The sequence below is a fragment of the Pseudomonas brassicacearum genome, assembly GCF_000585995.1.
Classification (GTDB): domain Bacteria; phylum Pseudomonadota; class Gammaproteobacteria; order Pseudomonadales; family Pseudomonadaceae; genus Aquipseudomonas; species Aquipseudomonas brassicacearum_A.
The window spans coordinates 5,230,596-5,251,026 of sequence record NZ_CP007410.1 but is presented as its reverse complement, the minus strand read 5'-3'; the positions used below and the strand labels follow the sequence as shown (position 1 = coordinate 5,251,026).

The window sequence follows — 20,431 nt, the reverse complement described above, 5'->3', positions numbered from 1 at the left end:
AGGATCTCAAGCCGTAGCGGTCTTGCCGCTACGGCTGCTTACCACCAGCGCCAGCATGCCGACACCCACCAGGGTGGCGCCGATGATTTCGCTCGCCATGGGGTGCTGCCGGAGCCAGAACCAATGGAGCACCGTGACGAACAAAGTGTTGAGGTAAACGTAGGAAATCACTGTGGACGGCGCGATCACCCCAATGGCCCGGTGCAGCAGCCAGAACGTGGCGAGGGTGCCGAACAAGGCCAGGTACACCAGCCAGCCGAGGTCCAGCATCGACAATTGCAGGCCACTGCGCCACCCGCCGCTGAACAGGCAGAACACCAGCAGGAACAGTGCGCCGAACAACATGTTCCAGAACGTCATCGCCACTGGATCCCGTCCCTGCAATGCCGAGGTTTTGAAGCGTTGGCTGAGGGGCGAATAGAACGCCATCGCCAGGCAACCGGCGCCGAAGACCAATACCGGATAGAGCGTGGGCAATTGTCCCGGAACAGAGCCTTTGAGCGTCAGCAACAGCGCACCGATTGCCGCGACCAACATGGGCAGCAAGCGGGTCTTCAGGCTTGGGCTGGGCAGCAGGAACGCTTCGAAAAACAAGGTCATCAAGGGCACCAGCGTGTACAGCGTCGCGGTGTTGACTGCCGAGGTGTAGCGCAGCGCCTCGAACAATGAACCGAAGTAAGTCGCCAACAGCAGGCCGAGCACGGCATGGGCCAGCAGGCCCCTGATGGAGATGGGCGAGGTGTTGTTCAGGAGCAGCAGCGGCAGAAACATCAGGGCGGAAAACAGCAGTCGCAGGCCGGTGAGCAAGATCGGATCGATGGTCTGGCTAACCTGCGCCGCGGCAAGGAATGATGAGGCGATCAGCATCGCCCAAATGAGCATGCCCCAGTGAGCGGCTGCAAAGCCGACGTGTTTCATCAAGGTCTGATTCCTGTGTTTCAAAAATGTGCGGCTGCATTTGATGCAGCCGTGGCCGGTCCCCGGCGACTAGCTGATATGCCGCGCGTAGTGCTTGGGATTGAAGCGCAGGACCATCAAGAGCATCAAAGCCATGACTGCTGCGAGCGACCACCAGGCCCATTCGAAGCTGCCCAACTGATCGCGAATCATCCCGGCAATCAACGGCGAGAGCCCGGCGATCAGGTAGCCAATGCCTTGCACGAACGCCGTCAGGCCACCGGCCCGGCGTGGATTGTCCAGGTGATCGAGAGATACGATCAGGCTCATCGGGAACAGGCCGCCGATGCCCAGTCCCAACAGACAAGGCCACAACAGGCTGAAGCGTTCCGGGCTGAGGATCAGGCCGCAGAAACCGGCGATGATCAGGGCCAGCAGCACGGCGAGGACCAGGCGTTTATCCTGGCTGCGGTTGGCGATCGCCGGGGTGACGAGGCCGGACAACACTTCCATGGCCGTGAGGAACCCCAGCAACAGGCCCGCGTGTTGTTCGCTCCAGCCTTTTTCCACGTAGTACGGCGCCAGCCAGGCCAGCACGCAGGTGTAGGAGGCGGTGCCCAAGCCGAAGAAAATTGCCAGCAACCAAGCCCGTGAGTTGCTAAAGAACGACTCTTTCGCTTGGGCGGGGGCTTCGGGCAATGGCGTGACGGCCGAGCGCTGGGCGTACCAGCAACCCAGGGCGACCAGCGCCAACAGTGCCCAGATCGCCAGGCCGATGCGCCAGCTGCCGGTCTGCGATAGCACGAAAGGTGAGAACGACGCCGCAATCGCCGCCCCGCCCATGATCGAGGTGACATACAAGCCCATGAACAGCGAGACGTTGTCGGCGTAGCGCGACTTGATCAGCGCCGGCATCACTGCCTGGATGAGGGCGATGCCGAGCCCGGCCAACACCGCGCTGATGATTAGCTCGACGGCGCTGTCCAGGTACAGGCGCGACGCCGTGGCGATGCCGATGATCAGCAGCGAGAGGACAATGGTGCGGTGTTCGCCGATGCGCAGGGCGATACGCATGCCCAGGAACATCGCCAGGCCCATCGCCATGACGGGCAGCATGGTCAGCAGCGAGGCGGTGCTGAAGCTCAACGGCACCTCACCGCGAATGGCAGACAACAAGGGCCCGACGGCAGCCATCGAGGGCCGCAGGTTCAGCGCCACCAACACGATGCTGACCATCAGCCAGACGGCGTGGGTGCTTGAGGTTCGAACGTTTTCCATGACAGCGCCTTGGTTTAACAAAGCGTCATTTAGGCTGGGGCGGCCTGTCATGGGCAAACTGAAAACTGGCGGGGGTTATTGAATAATTAAATTCGCCACCCAATCAGAAGGTTCGGAGGGCTTTCGGTGGCGAGGGAGCTTGCTCCCGCTGGGCTGCGCAGCAGCCCCCTGGTTTTGCCTGACACACTGCAGGGGGCCGCTACGCGCCCCAGCGGGAGCAAGCTCCCTCGCCACAGTGTTAGTTCACAGCCGCTTATTCCATCACCGGGCTCAGCGTCCCCAGCCACGCCACCAACCCCAGGATGACCACCGCCACACAGAACTCCAGCACCATGCTGCGCCGCAGAGCATTCACCGCAACGCCATGCTCGCCGGTCTGTCGGGCCTGCTCCAACAGCGGGCTCAGATGAAAGCGATTCAGCGCGGCAAACACCAACATGGCCGCGAAGAAAAGCAGTTTGAGCGTCAGCAATTGGCCATAGGTGCTGTCCAACAGCCCTTCGACACTCGGGCCGACGATAAACAGATAGTTCACCACCCCCGTCACGCTGATGACCACCACGATCACCGCCCCGGCCGTTTCAAACCCGGTCAGTGTCCGCGCCAGTACCGACAATCGAGGTTCGGCCTGGCGCAGCAGCAGGGCAAACGCGGCCAAGGCGCCGACCCAGCCGCCCGCTGTCCATAAATGCAAAAAGTCGGTGATGAAGTGCCAATTGCGGCGCTCACCTTCGTCCATGGCGCCGTGCCCGGCCCAGGCCAGCGTCGCCAGCGCCACGGCGCCGCCCAGCGTGACCAGCCACAAGCTTGCGGTCGGCCAACGTGTATTGAGCGTCACGGCGAAGCCGGCCAGCACCAGCGCCGCGATTCGCAGGTTCCAGCTCAAGCCCACATCGGTCTCGAACATCATCATTTCAATGTGCGGCCACAGCTCGGCCCAGTCCGAAACGCCGCTCATGGCCTGGGCCATGCACAGCATGGCGGCTGCGGACAGCAACACGCCGAGCGCCGCCGTGGCCAGCAGCAACCCCTTGAAGTTCAACGCTACGCCAGACTGTCGTTCCTGGCCACGCAGGCTATAGAGACCAAAAGCGGCCAGGCCGAACAGCAACATCAGATCCAGGTACAGGGCAAAACGCAGGGCAATGTTGATCGAGTCGCTCATCAACTCACTTCACCTTGAACGTGACGTTGCCGGTGATCGGGTGAGTGTCGGATGACACCGCGCGCCACTGGACCTGGTAAGTACCGGCGGTGAGTGGAGCGTTGGGGATGATGAGCATGGTCTTGGGATCATCGCTGCCCGACACCTTGGCCGGCATGGGCATCGGCGAGTGGGCCGCCATGCCGGGCATCTCGGTCATCAGCAGCTTGGCACCGGAGAATTTGGTCATCAGGTTTTCGGAAAAATGCAGCTCGATTTTTGCCGGCGCCGTCCCCTCCGCACCTTCGGCGGGGGTAGAGGACAGCAGCTTCGGATGGGCCTGGGCCAAGCCGCTGATCAACAGGCCAGTGGACAGGGCGACAACAGCAACAGCGGTTTTGATGAATGACATGCAAGGACTCCTACAGCTCTGGTTTTTAGTTTTAGTGAAACAGCTCAACGGGTCAGAACCACATGCGCAGGCCCAATACCAGGCGTGCTTCGCTGCGATCATCACCTTCGTCACGGGCGTAGTCGGCGGTGTTGCCATAGGCCCGGTTCCAGGTGACGCCGATGTATGGGGCGAATTCGCGGCGGATTTCATAGCGCAGCCGCAGGCCGACTTCCGTGTCCGAAAGCCCTGAGCCGACGCCGCGGGCGGGATCGTTCTTGCCATGGAAATTGGCTTCGGCGGTGGGCTGCAGGATCAACCGGTTAGTCAGCAGGATGTCGTAGTCGCCTTCCAGGCGCACCGCGCTTTGGCCGCCTTCACCGATGAACGCCGTGGCCTCGGCTTCGAAGTTGTACAGCGCCATGCCTTGCAACCCGAAAGCGGCCCAGGTTTGCGAATCGCCTGGCTTGAAGTCCTGGCGCACGCCGGCCACGACGTCCCACCAAGGGCTGATGGCATGACCCCATAGGGCCTGAAGTTCGGCTTCCTCGGTCTTGCCGTTGAGGCGTTCACCTTCGGAGCGCAACCACAAACGGTCGATATCGCCGCCGATCCAACCCGAGGCGTCCCAGCTCAGGGCGCTGCCGGCGTCGGCGTCTTGCCACTCCAGTTGGTCAATCAGCCAGAACGAGTTAAGGGCGCTGTCATGCACTGCGTGTCCGCCATGCTCATCGTAGACGGCGGCACGGTCGGCGGCGGTCAGCTCGGGGATCGGCGTGCGGCTGGTGGTCGGCGCCGATTGCATGGGTTCCATGCCCTGCATCGAGTCCATGCCTTGCATCTGGCCGTGGTCCATGCCCGGCATCTGGCTGTGATCCATGCCTTGCATGTCGTTGCCCGCCGCCCAGGCCGAGGCCGTGGCGCCGAGGGTAAGGCTGGCAATGACGGCCATGGGGTATTGAAAAACAGTGGTCATGGTCCGACTCCTCATTCCTGCACCCGAACTTCACGGAACATTCCCATCTCCATATGAAACAGTAGGTGACAGTGATACGCCCAGCGCCCGAGGGCATCGGCGGTGACCCGGTAACTGCGCCGGGCGCCGGGCGGGACGTCGATGGTGTGTTTGCGCACCATGAACTGGCCGTTTTCGTCCTCCAGGTCGCTCCACATGCCGTGCAGGTGAATGGGGTGGGTCATCATGGTGTCGTTGATCAGCACGATGCGCAGCCGCTCGCCGTATTTGAGCAGCAGCGGCGCGGCGTCGGAGAACTTTACGCCGTTGAACGACCAGGCGAATTTCTCCATGTGCCCGGTCAGGTGTAGCTCGATAGTACGGCCCGGTTCGCGGCCGTCGGGGTCGGGGAAGGTACTGCGCAGGTCGGCGTAGGTCAGCACCCTGCGCCCGTTGTTGCGCAGGCCCATGCCCGGGTCGTCGAGCTTGGGCTTGACGCTCATGGCCTGCATGTCCACCAGGGGGTTGTCGTTCTCGGTGTCTGGATGGGATTGCATGGCGCCCATGCCTTGCATGGTGCTGTGATCCATACCGGCCATATCGCTCATGCCTTGCATCTGGCTGTGGTCCATGCCTGGCACCGGGTCGTCATCCATACCCGACATACCCTGCATCGTCCCATGGTCCATGCCGCCCATGCCCATGTCGTCCATGGTCACCAGCGGCCGTGGATCCAGTGGTGGCACCGGTGCCGACAGGCCGGCCCGTGCCGCGAGGGTGCCGCGGGCGTATCCGGTGCGGTCCATTGACTGGGCAAACACGGTGTAGGCTTCTGCGGTGGGCTCGATGATGACGTCGTAGGTTTCGGCCACGGCGACGCGCAACTCATCGACGCTTACGGGGTTGACGTATTGGCCGTCGGAGGCGACGACGGTCATCTTCAAACCGGGAATGCGCACATCGAAGTAGGTCATGGACGAACCGTTGATCAAGCGCAGGCGCAGGCGCTCACCGGGTTTGAACAGGCCGGTCCAGTTCATGTCGGGGGCCTGGCCGTTCATCAGGTAGGTGTAGGTGGCGCCGCTGACGTCGGCCAGGTCCGTGGGGTTCATCTTCATCTCGGCCCACATCTTGCGATCCGCCACGGTGGCGGCCCAACCGTTCTTGCTCACGTCGTCGATAAAGTCGCCAACGGTGCGCTTGTTGTAGTTGTAGTAATCCGACTGTTTCTTGAGCTTGCGCAGGATGTCGCCGGGGTCTTCGTCGGTCCAGTCGGTGAGCATCACCACGTAGTCCCGCTCGTAGTGGAAGGGCTCGGGTTCCTTGGCGTCGATCACCAACGGGCCGTAGACCCCGGACTGCTCCTGGAAGCCTGAGTGGCTGTGATACCAGTAGGTGCCGTTCTGTCGAACCTTGAATTGGTAGACGTACATGCCATCGGGCTCGATGCCTTTGAAGCTCAGCCCCGGGACGCCGTCCATGTTGGCCGGCAACAAGATTCCGTGCCAGTGGATGGACGTGCTGTCTTTCAAGCGATTGCGCACCCGCAGGGTCACGGTGTCGCCTTCACGCCAGCGCAGCAGCGGGCCGGGAATGCCACCGTTGATGGTCTGGGCCGTGCGCGGATGGCCGGTAAAATTGACCGGGCTTTCGCCGATGAACAGGTCGAACTCGGTGCCCGTCAGTACGTTGGGCTGGCCAGGGCTGGTGACCGCCCAGACGGGCGGGCGCCACAACCCCAGCCCGCCCAGGATACTGGCGGCGCTCAGGCCTTTGACGAAGGTTCGCCGGGAAGTTTTTGATTGCATGCGATGGAAGTCCGTCAGTCGATCCGCAGCGCGCACAGGGGCATTGCCCGGTGCAGGTTTGAAAAGAAGATGACATAAGCCGACGCGGCGGGTGATTACATTTCAGTCAGCTTGAGGCAGGCGCTTATCCATTGGCGTGAACACGCTTTTGTGGCGAGGGAGCTTGCTCCCGCTGGGGCGCGTAGCGGCCCCAAAATCCATGATTTTGCTGTGCAAGGTGCGTTGTACCCAGCCTTTTGGGGGCTGCTTCGCAACCCAGCGGGAGCAAGCTCCCTCGCCACGGTGGACCGTGTTCGGTGCTGGGGCAGGGCACAGGTCAGAATGATCTTTTGCAACGGTGGGATATTCTGTAGCCTTGCCGGCTTCACGCAGTCCCGTGCCTGATTGATACCCCACTTTCCCGGCGGTACCCGAGTGGTCCGGAGCCGGGTGTATACTCGACTTTCGCGCTAAACGCGCTTGCAGGTCTTGCGAACATGACGCAAATTTCCGAACGCCTTCTGGTCCAGGCCCACCTCGACGCCAAGCAGCCCAAGCCGCTGACCGCCGAGCAGGAAGCCTGGTACCGCGCCGCCATCGCCGCCGAGCTCAAGGCTCAGGACGCGGTGCTGGTCGCGCACTTCTATTGCGACCCGGTCATCCAGGCCCTGGCCGAAGAGACCGGCGGCTGTGTATCCGACTCCCTGGAAATGGCCCGCTTCGGCAATGCCCATCCGGCCAAGACCGTGGTGGTGGCCGGGGTCAAGTTCATGGGCGAGACCGCCAAGATCCTCAACCCCGAAAAACGCGTGCTGATGCCGACCCTGGAAGCCACCTGTTCCTTGGACCTGGGGTGCCCGGTGGATGAGTTCTCGGCGTTCTGCGACCAGCATCCGGAACGCACCGTGGTGGTGTATGCCAACACCTCGGCGGCGGTCAAGGCCCGGGCCGACTGGGTGGTGACGTCCAGCTGTGCGCTGGAGATCGTCGAGAGCCTGATGGACAACGGCGAGACCATCATCTGGGGCCCGGACAAGCACCTGGGGACTTATATCCAGCGTAAGACCGGCGCCGACATGCTGCTTTGGGACGGTGCCTGTATTGTCCATGAAGAGTTCAAGTCCAAGCAGTTGGAGGACATGAAGGCGCTGTACCCGGATGCCGCGATCCTGGTGCATCCGGAGTCGCCGACCTCGGTCATCGAACTGGCGGACGCCGTGGGCTCTACCAGCCAGTTGATCGCCGCGGCCCAAAGCCTGCCGAACAAGACGTTGATCGTCGCCACCGACCGCGGCATTTTCTACAAGATGCAGCAGCTGTGCCCGGACAAAGTCTTCATCGAAGCCCCTACCGCCGGTAACGGCGCGGCGTGCCGCAGTTGCGCACACTGCCCATGGATGGCGATGAACACCCTGGAGCGTACGCTCAAGAGCCTGCAGGAAGGCACCAACGAGATCTTCGTCGACCCGGCGCTGATCCCCCAGGCAATTCGTCCGCTCAAGCGCATGCTGGACTTCACCCAGGCGGCGCGGATGAAGTTGGCGGGGAATGCTTGAGACTGAAGAAGATTTTGAGACTTGCGAGGCTTTTTTGTGGCGAGGGGATTTATCCCCGTTGGGCTGCGAAGCAGCCCCCTCTGTTTTTCCTGACATTGCACGGTGTCAGGTTTTAGGGCCGCTTCGCGACCCAGCGGGGATAAATCCCCTCGCCACAAATATATTTCAACTTTTCTGATCAGGTGGCTTTACTTGGTCTTCTTGGGAATCCGCACCAACTGCGTATCCGAGTAGATGTCATGCCAGCTGCGCTTGCGCTTGTCGAACAGCGCCCAGATAAAGCCCAGTCCCACCAGCAGCAATGACGCAATCGACACCACGAACCGCAACAGCGCCTGCCACAGGCTGATGGCCGTGCCATCGGCGTTTTGTACGCGGATGCACCACACCTGCATGCCGAGGGTCTGGCCGTTGTGGGTCCAGAACTTGGCGAAGAAGCCGAACAGTACGAACAGCAGCACGGTGGACAGCAACGGGTCGCCGTCCAGCGCGCCGGCTTCGGTGAGTGCGCGCATTTTTTCTTCGCCGATGATCGCCATCTGGATCATCTTGTAGGCGCCACTGGTGACGATCAGCAGTGCCGTGCACAGCAAAAAGTCATAGAACATCGCGGCCAGGCGACGGCCCAGGCCGACGGGGGGAAAGTCGCCCTGGGGGGTGAGCAGGTGTTTCGGCATGACGGCCTCGGACGAAAAAAGAAGCCATTTTACGGATTTACGCCCATAAAAAAGCCCCTGATATCAATCAGGGGCTTTTTAGTTCGCGAAAGCCTTAGCCTTCGGCTTGAACCTCGTCAGCCTGCATGCCTTTCTGGCCCTGCACAGCAACGAAAGTGACTTTCTGGCCTTCTTTCAGGCTCTTGAAGCCGTTGCCCTGGATGGCGCGGAAATGCACGAACAGATCCGGACCGCTTTCTGGCGTGATAAAACCAAAACCCTTTTCGTCATTGAACCACTTGACGGTACCGCTCTGACGTTGAGACATTTTCTTATTTCCTTTGACGCTAAAATTGATGACAGCCTCTTTCGCATGAAAGAGTACTGGGGCTGGGTTGCAGGAAAGTAAGAGACGTCGAACGGGATGTAGCGAACTTCATAAGCTACTGCCCAGGTCACGATTCCAAGCGACCCATGCAAACACAGTGACCAAACTCTACGCCAACTATGAGCGAAAAAACAACCCCCCTGAAGAGCCCGTATTTACTCAGCTTGCCGGCAATTACACGCTGCGCTGGCCTGGGCTTATTCGATAGGCTAGTTCAATTCTTGGCGATCGTTATAAAGGCAGTTCAATGGCAGAAAGATGCACCCTTTTATGGCGGTTGCGTTACACATTAGTGCACGTATAACGCAACTGCGTTACTTATAGAAACAGTCAATCAGCCGCGGTAGTAGCGTTGCGGGACGAATGGCAATTTGCTTACAAGTAAAGGCACCTTTTTCCCACGAACAATGGCCCAGACTGGCGTATCCAGTGCGACATAGGCACTGTCCAGATAACCCATCGCCAACGGCCCGCCCAGGGTCGGGCCGAAACCGCCGCTGCACACCGCCCCAATAATGTCGCCCGCTTCGTTGACGATCTCCGCGCCTTCGCGCACCGGTGTGCGTTCCTGGGGCAGCAAACCCACGCGTTTACGCTTCACGCCGCCCTGTTGCTGGGCGAACACGGTTTCAGCCCCAGGGAAACCACCCGCGCGGGCGCCGTCGGCACGGCGTGCTTTGGAAATGGCCCACAGCAGGCTGGCTTCGATTGGCGTCGTCTCGGTGTTCATGTCATGGCCGTAGAGGCACAGGCCGGCTTCCAGGCGCAGGGAGTCACGGGCGCCGAGGCCGATGGCGGCGACTTCCGGTTCGGCCAGCAGCGCGCGGGCCAGTTTTTCCGCGTCGGCGGCGGGTACCGAGATTTCGAAACCGTCTTCGCCGGTGTAGCCGGAGCGGCTGACAAAACAGTCCACGCCCAGCAGCGTGACGCGCTGGAACTGCATGAAGGTCATCGTTGCCACCGCGGGCGCCAGGCGCGCGAGCACGGTGACGGCGGCGGGGCCTTGCAGGGCGAGCAGGGCGCGGGCCTCGAACAGCGGCTCGATACTGCACTGGTCGCCAATGTGCGCTCGCAGGTGGGCCAGGTCCTGGTCCTTGCACGCTGCGTTGACCACCAGGAACAGCTCGTCGTTGCCCAGGTTGGCGACCATCAGGTCGTCGAGGATGCCGCCGTTGTCGTTGGTGAACATGGCGTAGCGCTGCATGCCCACCGGCAGGTCGATGATGTCCACCGGCACCAGGGTTTCCAGGGCCTGGGCGGCGCCTGCGCCGCTCAGGCGGATCTGGCCCATGTGGGAAACGTCGAACAGCCCGGCTTGATCGCGGGTGTGCTGGTGTTCTTTCATCACGCCCAATGGGTATTGCACCGGCATGTCATAGCCGGCGAACGGCACCATGCGCGCGCCAAGTTCGAGGTGCAGCGCGTGCAGCGGGGTCTTCAGCAGTTGTTCGGTGGACATATCAGCTCCTGGAAAAAATGTAGAAGTGAGGCAAGCGCGTCAGCATTCGATGATGTTGACCGCCAGACCGCCGCGGGCGGTCTCCTTGTATTTGCTTTTCATGTCGGCGCCGGTCTGGCGCATGGTGCGGATGACTTTGTCGAGGGAGACGAAATGATGCCCGTCGCCGCGCATGGCCATGCGCACCGCGTTGATAGCTTTCACCGAACCCATGGCATTGCGTTCGATGCATGGCACTTGGACCAGGCCGCCGATGGGGTCGCAGGTCAGGCCGAGGTTGTGTTCCATGCCGATCTCGGCGGCGTTTTCCACCTGTTGCACCGTACCGCCGAGCACTTCGCACAGGGCGCCGGCGGCCATGGAACAGGCTACGCCGACTTCACCCTGGCAGCCGACTTCGGCGCCGGAGATGGAGGCGTTTTCCTTGTACAGGATGCCGATGGCGGCGGCGGTCAGCAGGAACCGCACCACACCATCCTCGTTGGCCCCGGGGATGAAGCGCATGTAGTAATGCAGCACGGCCGGGACGATCCCCGCCGCCCCGTTCGTTGGAGCGGTGACGACGCGTCCGCCGTAGGCGTTCTCTTCGTTGACGGCCAAGGCGTACAGGTTGACCCAGTCCAGCACCGACAGCGGATCGCGCAGGGCGGCTTCGGGGTTCTTGCACAATTGGCGGTGCAACGCCGCGGCCCGGCGCTTGACCTTCAGTCCACCCGGCAGAATCCCTTCGTTACGGCACCCGGCCGCCACGCAATCTTGCATCACCTGCCAGATCTTCAGCAGGCCGGCGCGGGTTTCGGCTTCGGGGCGCCAGGCGCTTTCGTTGGTCAGCATCACCTGGCTGATGGACAAGCCGTAGGTGGTGCAATGGCCCAGCAAGTCCTTGGCGCTTTTGAACGGGAAGGTCAGGGGCGTGGCATCTTCGACGATACGGTCAGCGCCGGCGGCGTCTTCGTCAACCACAAAACCACCACCCACCGAGTAGTACTCGCGGCTGCGCACTTGCAGGCCCGCGGCATCGAAGGCGCGGAAGATCATGCCGTTGGGGTGAAAGGCCAGCGGTTTGCGGATCATTGCCAGGTGCAGTTTTTCGTTGAATTCGATGGAGTGTTGGCCGAGCAGGTTCAGGCGACCGTTGCTGCGGATCTGCTGCAGGCGGGTATCGACCGTTTCGGTGTCAACGGTATCGGGGTGTTCACCTTCCAGGCCCAACAGCACGGCCTTGTCACTGCCATGGCCCTTGCCGGTGGCGCCAAGCGAGCCGTAGAGCTCGACCTTGACGCTGGTGGTGGTTTCAAGCAGGTCATCACGACGCAGCCCTTCGGCGAAACGGGCAGCGGCACGCATCGGGCCGACCGTATGGGAACTGGAAGGGCCGATGCCGATCTTGAACAGGTCGAACACGCTTAACGACATGGTGTTTCTCCGGTTTCTTTTTATGAGGATCGACGGTTGAAGAGATTGGTGTAGATCTCCTGTGGGAGCGGGCTTGCTCGCGAAGGCGTAGTGTCAGTCAACATTTGATTGGCTGACACTACGCCTTCGCGAGCAAGCCCGCTCCCACAAGGGGAAATGCGGCGATTGTGGGGGGAGAAGTTACTTCTCCCCCCACAGGTCAAGCGTAGCTTTCGATCGACGGGCAGGCGCAGACCAGGTTGCGGTCGCCGAAGACGTTGTCGACCCGACCGACCGGCGGCCAGTATTTGCCTTCGATCAACGACGCCACCGGATACACCGCCTGTTCGCGGCTGTAGGGGTGGGTCCACTCGCCGACGAGTTCCGCTGCGGTGTGCGGGGCGTTTTTCAGCGGATTGTCGTCTTTGTCCAGGCTGCCGTTTTCCACCGCGCGGATTTCTTCGCGGATGCAGATCATGGCGTCGCAGAAGCGGTCCAGTTCTTCCTTGGATTCGCTTTCGGTCGGCTCGATCATCAACGTGCCGGCCACCGGGAACGACATGGTCGGCGCGTGGAAGCCGAAGTCGATCAGGCGCTTGGCCACGTCATCGACGCTGATGCCGCTGCTGTCCTTGAGCGGGCGCAGGTCGAGGATGCATTCGTGGGCCACCAGGCCGTTGCTGCCGGAGTAGAGCACGGGGTAATGCTCTTCCAGGCGCCGGGCGATGTAGTTGGCATTGAGGATCGCCAGTTGCGAGGCACGCTTGAGACCGGCGCCACCCATCATGCGGATGTACATCCAGGTGATCGGCAGGATGCTCGCGCTGCCGAACGGCGCCGCACAGACAGCGCCTTCCTTGCGTGCCATGTTGGCATGGCCCGGCAGGAACGGTGCCAGGTGGGACTTGACGCCAATCGGGCCGACGCCTGGGCCGCCACCGCCGTGGGGAATGCAGAAGGTCTTGTGCAGGTTCAAGTGCGACACGTCGCCGCCGAACTTGCCTGGCGCGCAGAGGCCGACCATGGCGTTCATGTTGGCGCCGTCGATGTACACCTGGCCGCCGTTGTCATGAATGATGCCGCAGATTTCGCGGATGCCTTCTTCGAACACGCCGTGGGTGGACGGGTAGGTGATCATCAGCGCGGCGAGGTGTTCGCGGTGCTCGATGGCCTTGGCCCGCAGGTCTTCGATGTCGACGTTGCCGCGGGCGTCGCAGGCGGTCACGACCACGCGCATACCGGCCATGTTCGCGGTGGCTGGGTTGGTGCCGTGGGCCGACGACGGGATCAGGCAGATGTCGCGACGTTCTTCGCCACGGCTCTGGTGATAAGCGCGGATCGCCAGCAGGCCAGCGTATTCACCCTGGGAACCGGCGTTGGGTTGCAGCGACACCGCGTCATAGCCGGTTGCGGCGCAGAGCATGGCTTCCAGCTCGTCGGTCAGTTGCTGGTAGCCGGCGCTTTGCTCGGCCGGGGCGAACGGGTGCAGGGCGCCGAATTCGGCCCAGGTCACCGGGATCATTTCGCTGGCGGCGTTGAGTTTCATGGTGCAGGAACCCAGCGGGATCATGGTGCGATCCAGGGCCAGGTCCTTGTCGGCGAGCTTGCGCAGGTAGCGCATCAGCTCGGTTTCGGAATGGTAGCGGTTGAACACCGGGTGGCTGAGGATCGCCGATTGGCGCACCAGTTCGGCCGGGATGCGGCTTTGCACGGTGGCGGCCAACGCTGCGAAGTCCGGCAGGGCCTTGCCGTCGGCCAACAGGCTCCACAGGGCCTCGACGTCTGCCTGACTGGTGGTCTCGTCCAGGGACAGGCCCAGGCGTTGCGCATCCACCACGCGCAGGTTGATGCGCAGGGTGCGAGCCTTGTCGTGCAGGGCGGCGGTCTGCGCGCCGGTGTGCAGGGTCACGGTGTCGAAGAAGCTCTCTTGCTCCACGCTCAGGCCCAGCGCGCCCAAGCCCTTGGCCAGGATTGCGGTCAAGTGATGGATGCGGTTGGCGATTTGCGTCAGGCCCTTGGGGCCGTGATACACGGCGTACATGCTGGCGATGTTGGCCAGCAGCACTTGGGCGGTGCAGATGTTGCTCGTGGCTTTCTCGCGGCGGATGTGCTGCTCGCGGGTCTGCATCGCCAGGCGCAGGGCCGGCTTGCCGAAACGGTCCACGGAAACCCCCACCAGACGGCCGGGCATGTCGCGCTTGAAGGCGTCCTTGGTGGAGAAGTACGCCGCGTGCGGGCCGCCGAAACCCAGCGGCACGCCAAAGCGCTGGGCGCTGCCGATGGCCACGTCAGCGCCGAATTCACCCGGCGGGGTCAGCAGGGTCAGGGCCAGCAGATCGGCTGCGACCGCCACCAGGGCGTTGGCGGCGTGGAAGCGTTCGGTCAGTTCGCGGTAGTCGAACAGGTCACCGTTGCTGGCCGGGTATTGCAGCAGCGCGCCGAAGAAGCGGCTGACATCGCTCAGTTCGCGCTCATCGCCGACCACCACGTCGATGCCCAGGGGCTCGGCACGGGTGCGCAGCACGTCGAGGGTTTGCGGGTGGCTGTGCACAGAGGCGAAGAAGGCATTGCTGCCCTTGTTCTTGCTCAGGCGCTTGCAGAAGGTCATGGCTTCGGCGGCGGCGGTGGCTTCGTCCAGCAGGGAGGCGTTGGCGATCGGCAGGCCGGTGAGGTCGCTGATCAGGGTCTGGAAGTTCAGCAGCGCTTCAAGACGGCCCTGGGAGATCTCTGGCTGGTACGGCGTGTAGGCGGTGTACCAGGCCGGGTTTTCCAGCAGGTTGCGCAGGATCGGTGCCGGCGTGTGGCAGTTGTAGTAGCCCTGGCCGATGTAGGTCTTGAACAGCTGGTTCTTGGCGGCGATCGCCTTGATCGAGGCCAGTGCATCGGCTTCGCTCTGGCCGTCGCCCATGTCCAGCACGCTGGTGCCCTTGATGCTTTCGGGGATGACACTGGCGCTCAACGCTTCCAGGGAGTCGTAACCCAGGCGCTCGAGCATGGCTTGCTCGTCGCTGGAACGCGGGCCGATGTGGCGGGCGATGAATTCGTTGGCGGTGCCGAGATTAACGGTCATGTGGCGCTCCTCAGGCTTCGGCGTTGGCTTTGATCAGACGGTCGTACGCATCCTGATCCAACAGCTTAGCCACTGCGTCGGCATCGGTCGGTTTAAAGCGGAAGAACCAGCCTTCGCCCAGCGGATCTTCGTTCACCAGTTCCGGATTGCTTTCCAGGGCCGGGTTGGTTTCGAGCACTTCACCGTCCAGTGGCATGTAGACACCGCTGGCGGCTTTCACTGATTCCACGGTGGAGGCTTCGGCGCCCTTGTCGTAGCTTTGCAGTTCCGGTAACTGAACGTAGACCACATCGCCCAAGGCATTCTGGGCAAACGCGGTGATGCCGACTGTAACGGTGCCGTCGGCTTCGGTGCGCAGCCATTCGTGATCTTCAGTGAAACGCAACTCGCTCATGGAAACTCCTGGGGCCAGATTCGTCTGGTGGACGCGAAGAAAGGCGCGAGGCTTGGCTCGGCCGAATGGCTATACCCATAGCAAGAATACGGCCAATGTTTGTAAGTGTTTATAAATCAATGACTTGATAGATTTTTTCGAGGCTCGATTCAATTCGACTGTAGCGAAATCGCTACAGTCGTAAGCCTGGAAAAAATCGTTGTGGGATCAAAGCCTTGTACAGTGCCGGCTAGCGGTAAGTGTATCGATATCGTTCCGCTGTAGCGCTTTCAGTACAGATGGAGGTCGTTTTTGAGGCGATTTCGACCACGGCACAGAACCCCCTGTGGGAGCGGACTTGCTCGCGAAGACGGTGTGTCAGCTAATTGGGTGTTGACTGACACACTGCTTTCGCGGGCAAGCCCGCTCCCACAGGGGACCGAGTAAGGCTATGGTTTGTTGGAAATCCCATACTTGCGCAACCGATGGGCAATCGCGGTGTGGGAGGTTTGCAGGCGGCTGGCGAGCTGGCGGGTGGAGGGGTAATTGACGTAGAGGCTTTCGAGCAGGTGCTTCTCGAAGGTTTCCACGGCCTGTTCCAGGCTTTCGACGTCCACATCGCCTTGACGCGCGACGGAGGTGCCGGCGATGTCCAGGTCGCCGATGTCCACCAGGCTGCTTTCACAGATGGCGGCGGCGCGGAAGATCACGTTTTGCAATTGCCGCACGTTGCCCGGCCAGCGATTCCCCAGCAGTGCCGGATAAGTACCGGGGGCGAGGCGGCAGACCGGGCGTTGGATCTGTGCACAGGCCTGCTGCATGAAGTAGCGCGCCAGCAGCAGGATGTCCTGGCCGCGCTCGCGCAGGGGCGGGACCTCGACGTTGAGCACGTTCAGGCGATAGAACAGATCTTCGCGGAACGAGCCTTCGCTGACCATTTTCTCCAGGTTGCGGTGGGTGGCGCTGAGGATCCGCACGTTGACCTTGATTTCCCGGTCGCCGCCGACCCGGCGAAAGCTGCCATCGTTCAGGAAGCGCAGCAGCTTGGCTTGCAGATACGGCGACATCTCGCCGATTTCATCGAGAAACACCGTGCCCTGGTTCGCCAGTTCCATGAGCCCGGGCTTGCCACCCCGTTGCGCGCCAGTGAAGGCGCCAGGGGCATAGCCGAACAGTTCGCTTTCAGCCAGGTTCTCCGGCAAGGCGGCGCAGTTCAGGGCCAGGAACGGCGCACTGTAGCGGGCGCTGATGGCGTGGCAGGCCCGGGCCACCAGTTCCTTGCCGGTGCCGGTTTCGCCCTGGATCAGCAGCGGTGCATCCAGGGTCGCGACCCGCTGGGCCCGGGCCTTGAGGGTGCGGATCGCCGGGGATTCGCCCAGCAGTGCGTCGAAGCCTTCGGCGTGGTCGTGGTGCAGGGCCGACAGGCGTTCGCCGATGCGGTTCGGCTGGTAGAGCGTCAGCAGGGCGCCGGCGTCGGTGATGGGCGTCGCGTCCAGCAGCAAGGTCTGGCCGTTGAGGGTGATTTCCCGCAGCGGCAGGCGGAAACCATTTTCCAGCAGCGCGCCCAACAGCGCTTCGTCACCGAACAGCTCGGCGACGCTTTCCCCGGCCGGTTCACGACCGTACAGGGCGATCAGCGCCGGGTTGGCCAGCAACACCTTGCCGGCGCTGTCCAGGGCCAGCACCGGGTCGGTCATGGCCGCCAGCAGCGCGTCGAGTTGCAAGTGCCGACGCTGGCCCGGCAGGATGTCCACCACGGTCACCGCCTGCACGCCGCGCACGCTGAACAGCGCTTCGCGCAACTCATCCAGCACTTGCGGGCTGAGGGTCGGCGCGTCGATGTAAACGTTGGGGGGCACCATCTCCACCGCATCCAGATTGAGATTGCGTCCACCGAGCAACGCCAGGACTTCCTGGGTGATGCCGACGCGGTCGATGAAGCTGACGTGGATACGCATGGGGCGGTTTTGGGTTCTGGAGTGCGAAGGGTGGCAAGTATGCCTTGGGGCGGGCTATTGGTGAAATCCTGGTGCAACTCTTGAGAAACACACCGAACTCCCTGTGGGAGCGGGCTTGCTCGCGAAAGCGGTGTATCAATCGACATCTGCTTTGCTGACACTACGTCTTCGCGAGCAAGCCCGCTCCCACAAGGGGGCTCGGTGAGGCCAATACTGGCTACAACCCCACATCCCACTCCGGGACCTCGGGAAATCGCAGCACCAGGAAATCCAGCATGCTGCGCAGCGCCGAAGGCATGTGCTTGCGTGAGGCGTATACCGCGTACATGTTCATCTGGCGGGGCTCGGCGTGGGCCAGCAGGCGGATCAGTTCGCCGTTCTTGATGTGGGCGCCGGCCTGATAGCTGGGCAGCATCGCTACCCCGGCGCCGGCCATGGTGGCCCGCAGCAGCGTGCTGGCTTCGTTGGCGCTGATAGTGCCCTGCACCGGCACCGAAATCTGCTCGCCGTCCTGCTCGAAGTGCCACAGGCTTTTGCCGACGTAGGAGTGGGTCAGGCAGTTGTGCTGGCTCAAGTCCTCGACCCGCTGCGGTGTCGGGTGTTCGCGCAGGTAACCGGGCGAGGCGCAGATCACCGAGCGGCAGACCGTGAGGCGCCGGGCGATCAGGTTCGGGTCCAGGTCATTGCTCATGCGGATCGCCAGGTCGATGCGCTCGTCCACCAGGTTCACGGTGCGATCGAGCATTTGCAGGTCGACACTCACCCCAGGGTATCGCTTGACGTAGTCGGCCATGGCGCTTGCCAGCTGGGCCTGGCCGAACGAGGTGCTGGCACTGATGCGCAGCAGGCCCCGTGGCGCGTCGTCCGGCGTGCTGACCGCCGCTTGCATGTCGCCGGACAGTTCCAGCATCTGCCGGCAGCGCGGCAGGATCTCGGAGCCTGCGGCCGTCAGGCTAAGTTTGCGCGTGGTTCGGTGCATCAACCGGGCGCCGACCCAGTCTTCCAGCTCCGCCAGATACCGCGACACCACTGGCCGCGACAGGTCCAGGTGCTCAGCCGTCGCCGACTGGCTGCCCAGGTCCACCACTGTGACGAACACCCGCATTGCTTGTAGACGATCCATGATTTGCCCGATTTCAGAAACAAACTATGTTGGATCATCGCATTTTTTGAAATGAACCAGGTCATTAAGCTCCGTTTCATTCCCTTTTCGGGCTTTTGGACAACGGAGCACACCATGACCGTATTCACCCCACTCAAGCGCCTGTTGCTGGCGACCGCATCGATGGCTTTTGCCGCCCACACCTGGGCCGCCGACCTGACGCTGGATGTCTACAATCCGGGCGCGGCGGCCATTTTTCCGGTGACCTCGGTATTGGTCAGCGGCGAGAAGGAGGCGATCCTGGTGGACGCCCAGTTCGGCAAGGCCCAGGCCGAACAGCTCGTGGAAAAAATCCGCGCCAGCGGCAAACAACTGACCACGATTTACATCAGCCACGGCGATCCCGACTACTATTTTGGTCTGGAAACCCTGACAGCCGCGTTCCCCGGGGCCAAGGTCCTGGCGTCCGCGCCGACGGTCGAGCACATCAAGCACACCATGGACGGCAAGCTGAAATATTGGGGGCCGATCCTGAAGGCCGACGCACCGGCCAAAACCATCGTGCCCCAGGTCCTCAAGGGCGACAGCCTGACCCTGGAAGGCCAGCGCTTGCAGGTCGTCGGTCTTGATGGCCCGCAGCCGGACCGCAGTTTCGTGTGGATTCCGTCGATCAAGGCGGTGGTCGGCGGTGTGGTGGTGGCCGAGAACATTCACGTCTGGATGGCCGATACCCAGACGCCGCAGTCCCACAAGGATTGGCTGGGGACGCTGGCGGGCATTGAAAAGCTGCAACCGAAGACCGTGATTCCGGGCCATTACCTGGGTGAAAGCGCCCGGTCCCTGGCCCCGGTGAAATTCACCGCCGATTACATCAAGGCCTTCGACGAGGAAACCGCCCGGGCCAAGGATTCCACCGCGCTGATTGCCGCCATGAAAAAGCGCTACCCGAACCTGGGCGAAGACAGCTCCCTGGAACTCAGTGCCAAGGTGGCCAAGGGGGAGATGAAGTGGTGAATCCCTGATGTTATGGCGGATGAGCTTTTGTGGCGAGGGAGCTTGCTCCCGCTGGGCTGCGCAGCGGCCCCAATGTCATTAAATGGAGTGTACCTGACACACCGCATGAGCCGTTTTGCGACTGCTTCGCAGCCGAGCGGGAGCAAGCTCCCTCGCCACAACGATGTAACGCCACAAAGATTTGTCGTGTCCGTTTCGAGCACACCTTCGATAGCATTTATGTGTAATCACTGGAGAACATCATGAGCAAGATCGCAATCATCGGCGCCACTGGCCGGGCCGGCAGCCAATTGTTGGAGGAGGCCCTGCGTCGTGGACACAGCGTGACGGCCATTGCCCGCAATACGGCAAAAATCGGCGAAAGGGCCGGGGTGGTCAGCAAGCAACTGGATGTATTGGACAGCGAGGCGTTGACCGCCGCCATCACCGGGCATGACGTGGTGATCAGTGCCGCTCACTTTGCCACCGTGCCGGCCGACAAGGTCATCGCGCCGGTGAAAGCCGCTGGGGTCAAGCGCTTGCTGGTGGTGGGCGGAGCCGGTTCGTTGCTGCTCCCAGACAGCACCCGTGTGATCGACAGCGAGGGCTTTCCAGAGGAATACCTCGCCGAAGCCAGCGCCGGTGCATTGTTCCTGGATGTGCTGCGCAAGGAACAGGACCTGGACTGGACTTTCCTCTCGCCCTCGGCGGAGTTCGTCGAAACCGAGCGCACCGGCCAGTTCCGTCTTGGCAAGAATCACCTGCTGTTCGATGACGCTGGACGCAGCTGGATCAGCTTTGCCGATTACGCCATCGCGATGATCGATGAAGTGGAGACGCCACAGTTTTCCCGCACGCGGTTCACCGTCGGGTATTGATCCGGCACCTCGCGAGCCCCTGGGGGAGCGGACTTGCTCGCGAAGGGGCCGTCTTATCCTGCATCGATGCAAGCTGATCCGGCGCTTTCGCGAGCAAGCCCGCTCCCACACTTTTCCGGGCTTGGCCGGGGGCCCTCGCCCAAGCGCTGAC

General features: G+C 62.2%; 17 protein-coding genes. 3 read left to right on the top strand and 14 right to left on the bottom strand.

Annotation, left to right across the window (positions count from 1 at the left end; all coding sequences use genetic code 11):
- Positions 1-6 precede the first annotated feature (6 nt).
- The 6 genes from CD58_RS22530 to CD58_RS22505 form a co-directional block, all read right to left on the bottom strand.
- Positions 7-918: a DMT family transporter gene (locus CD58_RS22530; RefSeq protein ID WP_025215212.1), complete on the bottom strand. Its 912-nt coding sequence runs from the start codon at positions 916-918 to the stop codon at positions 7-9.
- Between the two features lie 69 nt (positions 919-987).
- Positions 988-2,175 carry a cyanate transporter gene (locus tag CD58_RS22525; protein ID WP_025215211.1) on the bottom strand — a complete coding sequence of 396 codons (1,188 nt, stop codon included), beginning with the start codon at positions 2,173-2,175 and terminating at the stop codon, positions 988-990.
- Positions 2,176-2,428: 253 nt separating this feature from the next.
- A complete protein-coding gene (gene copD / locus CD58_RS22520) occupies positions 2,429-3,340 on the bottom strand; it encodes a copper homeostasis membrane protein CopD (RefSeq protein WP_025215210.1) in 912 nt (303 codons plus the stop codon).
- A gap of 4 nt (positions 3,341-3,344) precedes the next feature.
- Positions 3,345-3,731, bottom strand: a complete 387-nt coding sequence (gene copC / locus CD58_RS22515) for a copper homeostasis periplasmic binding protein CopC (RefSeq protein ID WP_025215209.1) — start codon at positions 3,729-3,731, stop codon at positions 3,345-3,347.
- A 52-nt stretch (positions 3,732-3,783) separates the two neighbouring features.
- Complete coding sequence (locus CD58_RS22510; RefSeq protein ID WP_025215208.1) at positions 3,784-4,686, bottom strand: copper resistance protein B; 903 nt, start codon at positions 4,684-4,686, stop codon at positions 3,784-3,786.
- Between the two features lie 11 nt (positions 4,687-4,697).
- A complete protein-coding gene (locus CD58_RS22505) occupies positions 4,698-6,473 on the bottom strand; it encodes a copper resistance system multicopper oxidase (protein ID WP_025215207.1) in 1,776 nt (591 codons plus the stop codon).
- Between the two features lie 476 nt (positions 6,474-6,949).
- Between CD58_RS22505 and nadA the strand changes: the two genes are divergently transcribed.
- On the top strand, positions 6,950-8,008 hold the full coding sequence (nadA, locus tag CD58_RS22500) for a quinolinate synthase NadA (RefSeq protein WP_025215206.1): 1,059 nt from the start codon (positions 6,950-6,952) through the stop codon (positions 8,006-8,008).
- A 188-nt stretch (positions 8,009-8,196) separates the two neighbouring features.
- Here the strand turns inward: nadA and CD58_RS22495 are convergent, their stop codons facing one another.
- The 8 genes from CD58_RS22495 to CD58_RS22460 form a co-directional block, all read right to left on the bottom strand.
- On the bottom strand, positions 8,197-8,685 hold the full coding sequence (locus CD58_RS22495) for an RDD family protein (RefSeq protein ID WP_025215205.1): 489 nt from the start codon (positions 8,683-8,685) through the stop codon (positions 8,197-8,199).
- Positions 8,686-8,779: 94 nt separating this feature from the next.
- The gene (locus CD58_RS22490) at positions 8,780-8,992 is read right to left on the bottom strand and encodes a cold-shock protein (RefSeq protein ID WP_007934683.1); all 213 of its coding nucleotides are present in this window, start codon (positions 8,990-8,992) and stop codon (positions 8,780-8,782) included.
- A gap of 394 nt (positions 8,993-9,386) precedes the next feature.
- Positions 9,387-10,511, bottom strand: coding sequence for a glycine cleavage system aminomethyltransferase GcvT (gene gcvT, locus CD58_RS22485; protein WP_025215204.1), 1,125 nt, complete (start codon positions 10,509-10,511; stop codon positions 9,387-9,389).
- 39 nt (positions 10,512-10,550) lie between these two features.
- Positions 10,551-11,927: an L-serine ammonia-lyase gene (locus tag CD58_RS22480; protein ID WP_025215203.1), complete on the bottom strand. Its 1,377-nt coding sequence runs from the start codon at positions 11,925-11,927 to the stop codon at positions 10,551-10,553.
- Positions 11,928-12,126: 199 nt separating this feature from the next.
- Positions 12,127-14,976, bottom strand: coding sequence for an aminomethyl-transferring glycine dehydrogenase (gcvP, locus tag CD58_RS22475; RefSeq protein WP_025215202.1), 2,850 nt, complete (start codon positions 14,974-14,976; stop codon positions 12,127-12,129).
- 10 nt (positions 14,977-14,986) lie between these two features.
- The gene (gene gcvH / locus CD58_RS22470) at positions 14,987-15,370 is read right to left on the bottom strand and encodes a glycine cleavage system protein GcvH (protein ID WP_025215201.1); all 384 of its coding nucleotides are present in this window, start codon (positions 15,368-15,370) and stop codon (positions 14,987-14,989) included.
- Positions 15,371-15,798: 428 nt separating this feature from the next.
- Positions 15,799-17,307: a sigma-54-dependent transcriptional regulator gene (locus CD58_RS22465; protein ID WP_025215200.1), complete on the bottom strand. Its 1,509-nt coding sequence runs from the start codon at positions 17,305-17,307 to the stop codon at positions 15,799-15,801.
- A 217-nt stretch (positions 17,308-17,524) separates the two neighbouring features.
- Complete coding sequence (locus tag CD58_RS22460) at positions 17,525-18,430, bottom strand: LysR family transcriptional regulator (protein ID WP_038436710.1); 906 nt, start codon at positions 18,428-18,430, stop codon at positions 17,525-17,527.
- Positions 18,431-18,544: 114 nt separating this feature from the next.
- On the opposite strand from CD58_RS22460, the gene CD58_RS22455 reads away from it, so the two are divergent.
- A complete protein-coding gene (locus CD58_RS22455) occupies positions 18,545-19,423 on the top strand; it encodes an MBL fold metallo-hydrolase (protein ID WP_025215198.1) in 879 nt (292 codons plus the stop codon).
- Between the two features lie 242 nt (positions 19,424-19,665).
- Entirely contained in the window at positions 19,666-20,280 is a 615-nt protein-coding gene (locus CD58_RS22450; protein WP_025215197.1) for an NAD(P)-dependent oxidoreductase, read from the top strand.
- Positions 20,281-20,431: the final 151 nt, after the last annotated feature.

Coding starts and splice junctions, on each gene's coding strand:
- gcvP (WP_025215202.1), bottom strand. CDS start 14,976: ATGACCGTTAATCTCGGCACCGCCAACGAATTCATCGCCCGCCACATC.
- copC (WP_025215209.1), bottom strand. CDS start 3,731: ATGTCATTCATCAAAACCGCTGTTGCTGTTGTCGCCCTGTCCACTGGC.
- CD58_RS22525 (WP_025215211.1), bottom strand. CDS start 2,175: ATGGAAAACGTTCGAACCTCAAGCACCCACGCCGTCTGGCTGATGGTC.
- nadA (WP_025215206.1), top strand. CDS start 6,950: ATGACGCAAATTTCCGAACGCCTTCTGGTCCAGGCCCACCTCGACGCC.
- CD58_RS22490 (WP_007934683.1), bottom strand. CDS start 8,992: ATGTCTCAACGTCAGAGCGGTACCGTCAAGTGGTTCAATGACGAAAAG.
- copD (WP_025215210.1), bottom strand. CDS start 3,340: ATGAGCGACTCGATCAACATTGCCCTGCGTTTTGCCCTGTACCTGGAT.
- CD58_RS22530 (WP_025215212.1), bottom strand. CDS start 918: ATGAAACACGTCGGCTTTGCAGCCGCTCACTGGGGCATGCTCATTTGG.
- gcvT (WP_025215204.1), bottom strand. CDS start 10,511: ATGTCCACCGAACAACTGCTGAAGACCCCGCTGCACGCGCTGCACCTC.
- CD58_RS22460 (WP_038436710.1), bottom strand. CDS start 18,430: ATGGATCGTCTACAAGCAATGCGGGTGTTCGTCACAGTGGTGGACCTG.
- CD58_RS22495 (WP_025215205.1), bottom strand. CDS start 8,685: ATGCCGAAACACCTGCTCACCCCCCAGGGCGACTTTCCCCCCGTCGGC.
- CD58_RS22465 (WP_025215200.1), bottom strand. CDS start 17,307: ATGCGTATCCACGTCAGCTTCATCGACCGCGTCGGCATCACCCAGGAA.
- gcvH (WP_025215201.1), bottom strand. CDS start 15,370: ATGAGCGAGTTGCGTTTCACTGAAGATCACGAATGGCTGCGCACCGAA.
- CD58_RS22505 (WP_025215207.1), bottom strand. CDS start 6,473: ATGCAATCAAAAACTTCCCGGCGAACCTTCGTCAAAGGCCTGAGCGCC.
- CD58_RS22480 (WP_025215203.1), bottom strand. CDS start 11,927: ATGTCGTTAAGCGTGTTCGACCTGTTCAAGATCGGCATCGGCCCTTCC.
- CD58_RS22510 (WP_025215208.1), bottom strand. CDS start 4,686: ATGACCACTGTTTTTCAATACCCCATGGCCGTCATTGCCAGCCTTACC.
- CD58_RS22455 (WP_025215198.1), top strand. CDS start 18,545: ATGACCGTATTCACCCCACTCAAGCGCCTGTTGCTGGCGACCGCATCG.
- CD58_RS22450 (WP_025215197.1), top strand. CDS start 19,666: ATGAGCAAGATCGCAATCATCGGCGCCACTGGCCGGGCCGGCAGCCAA.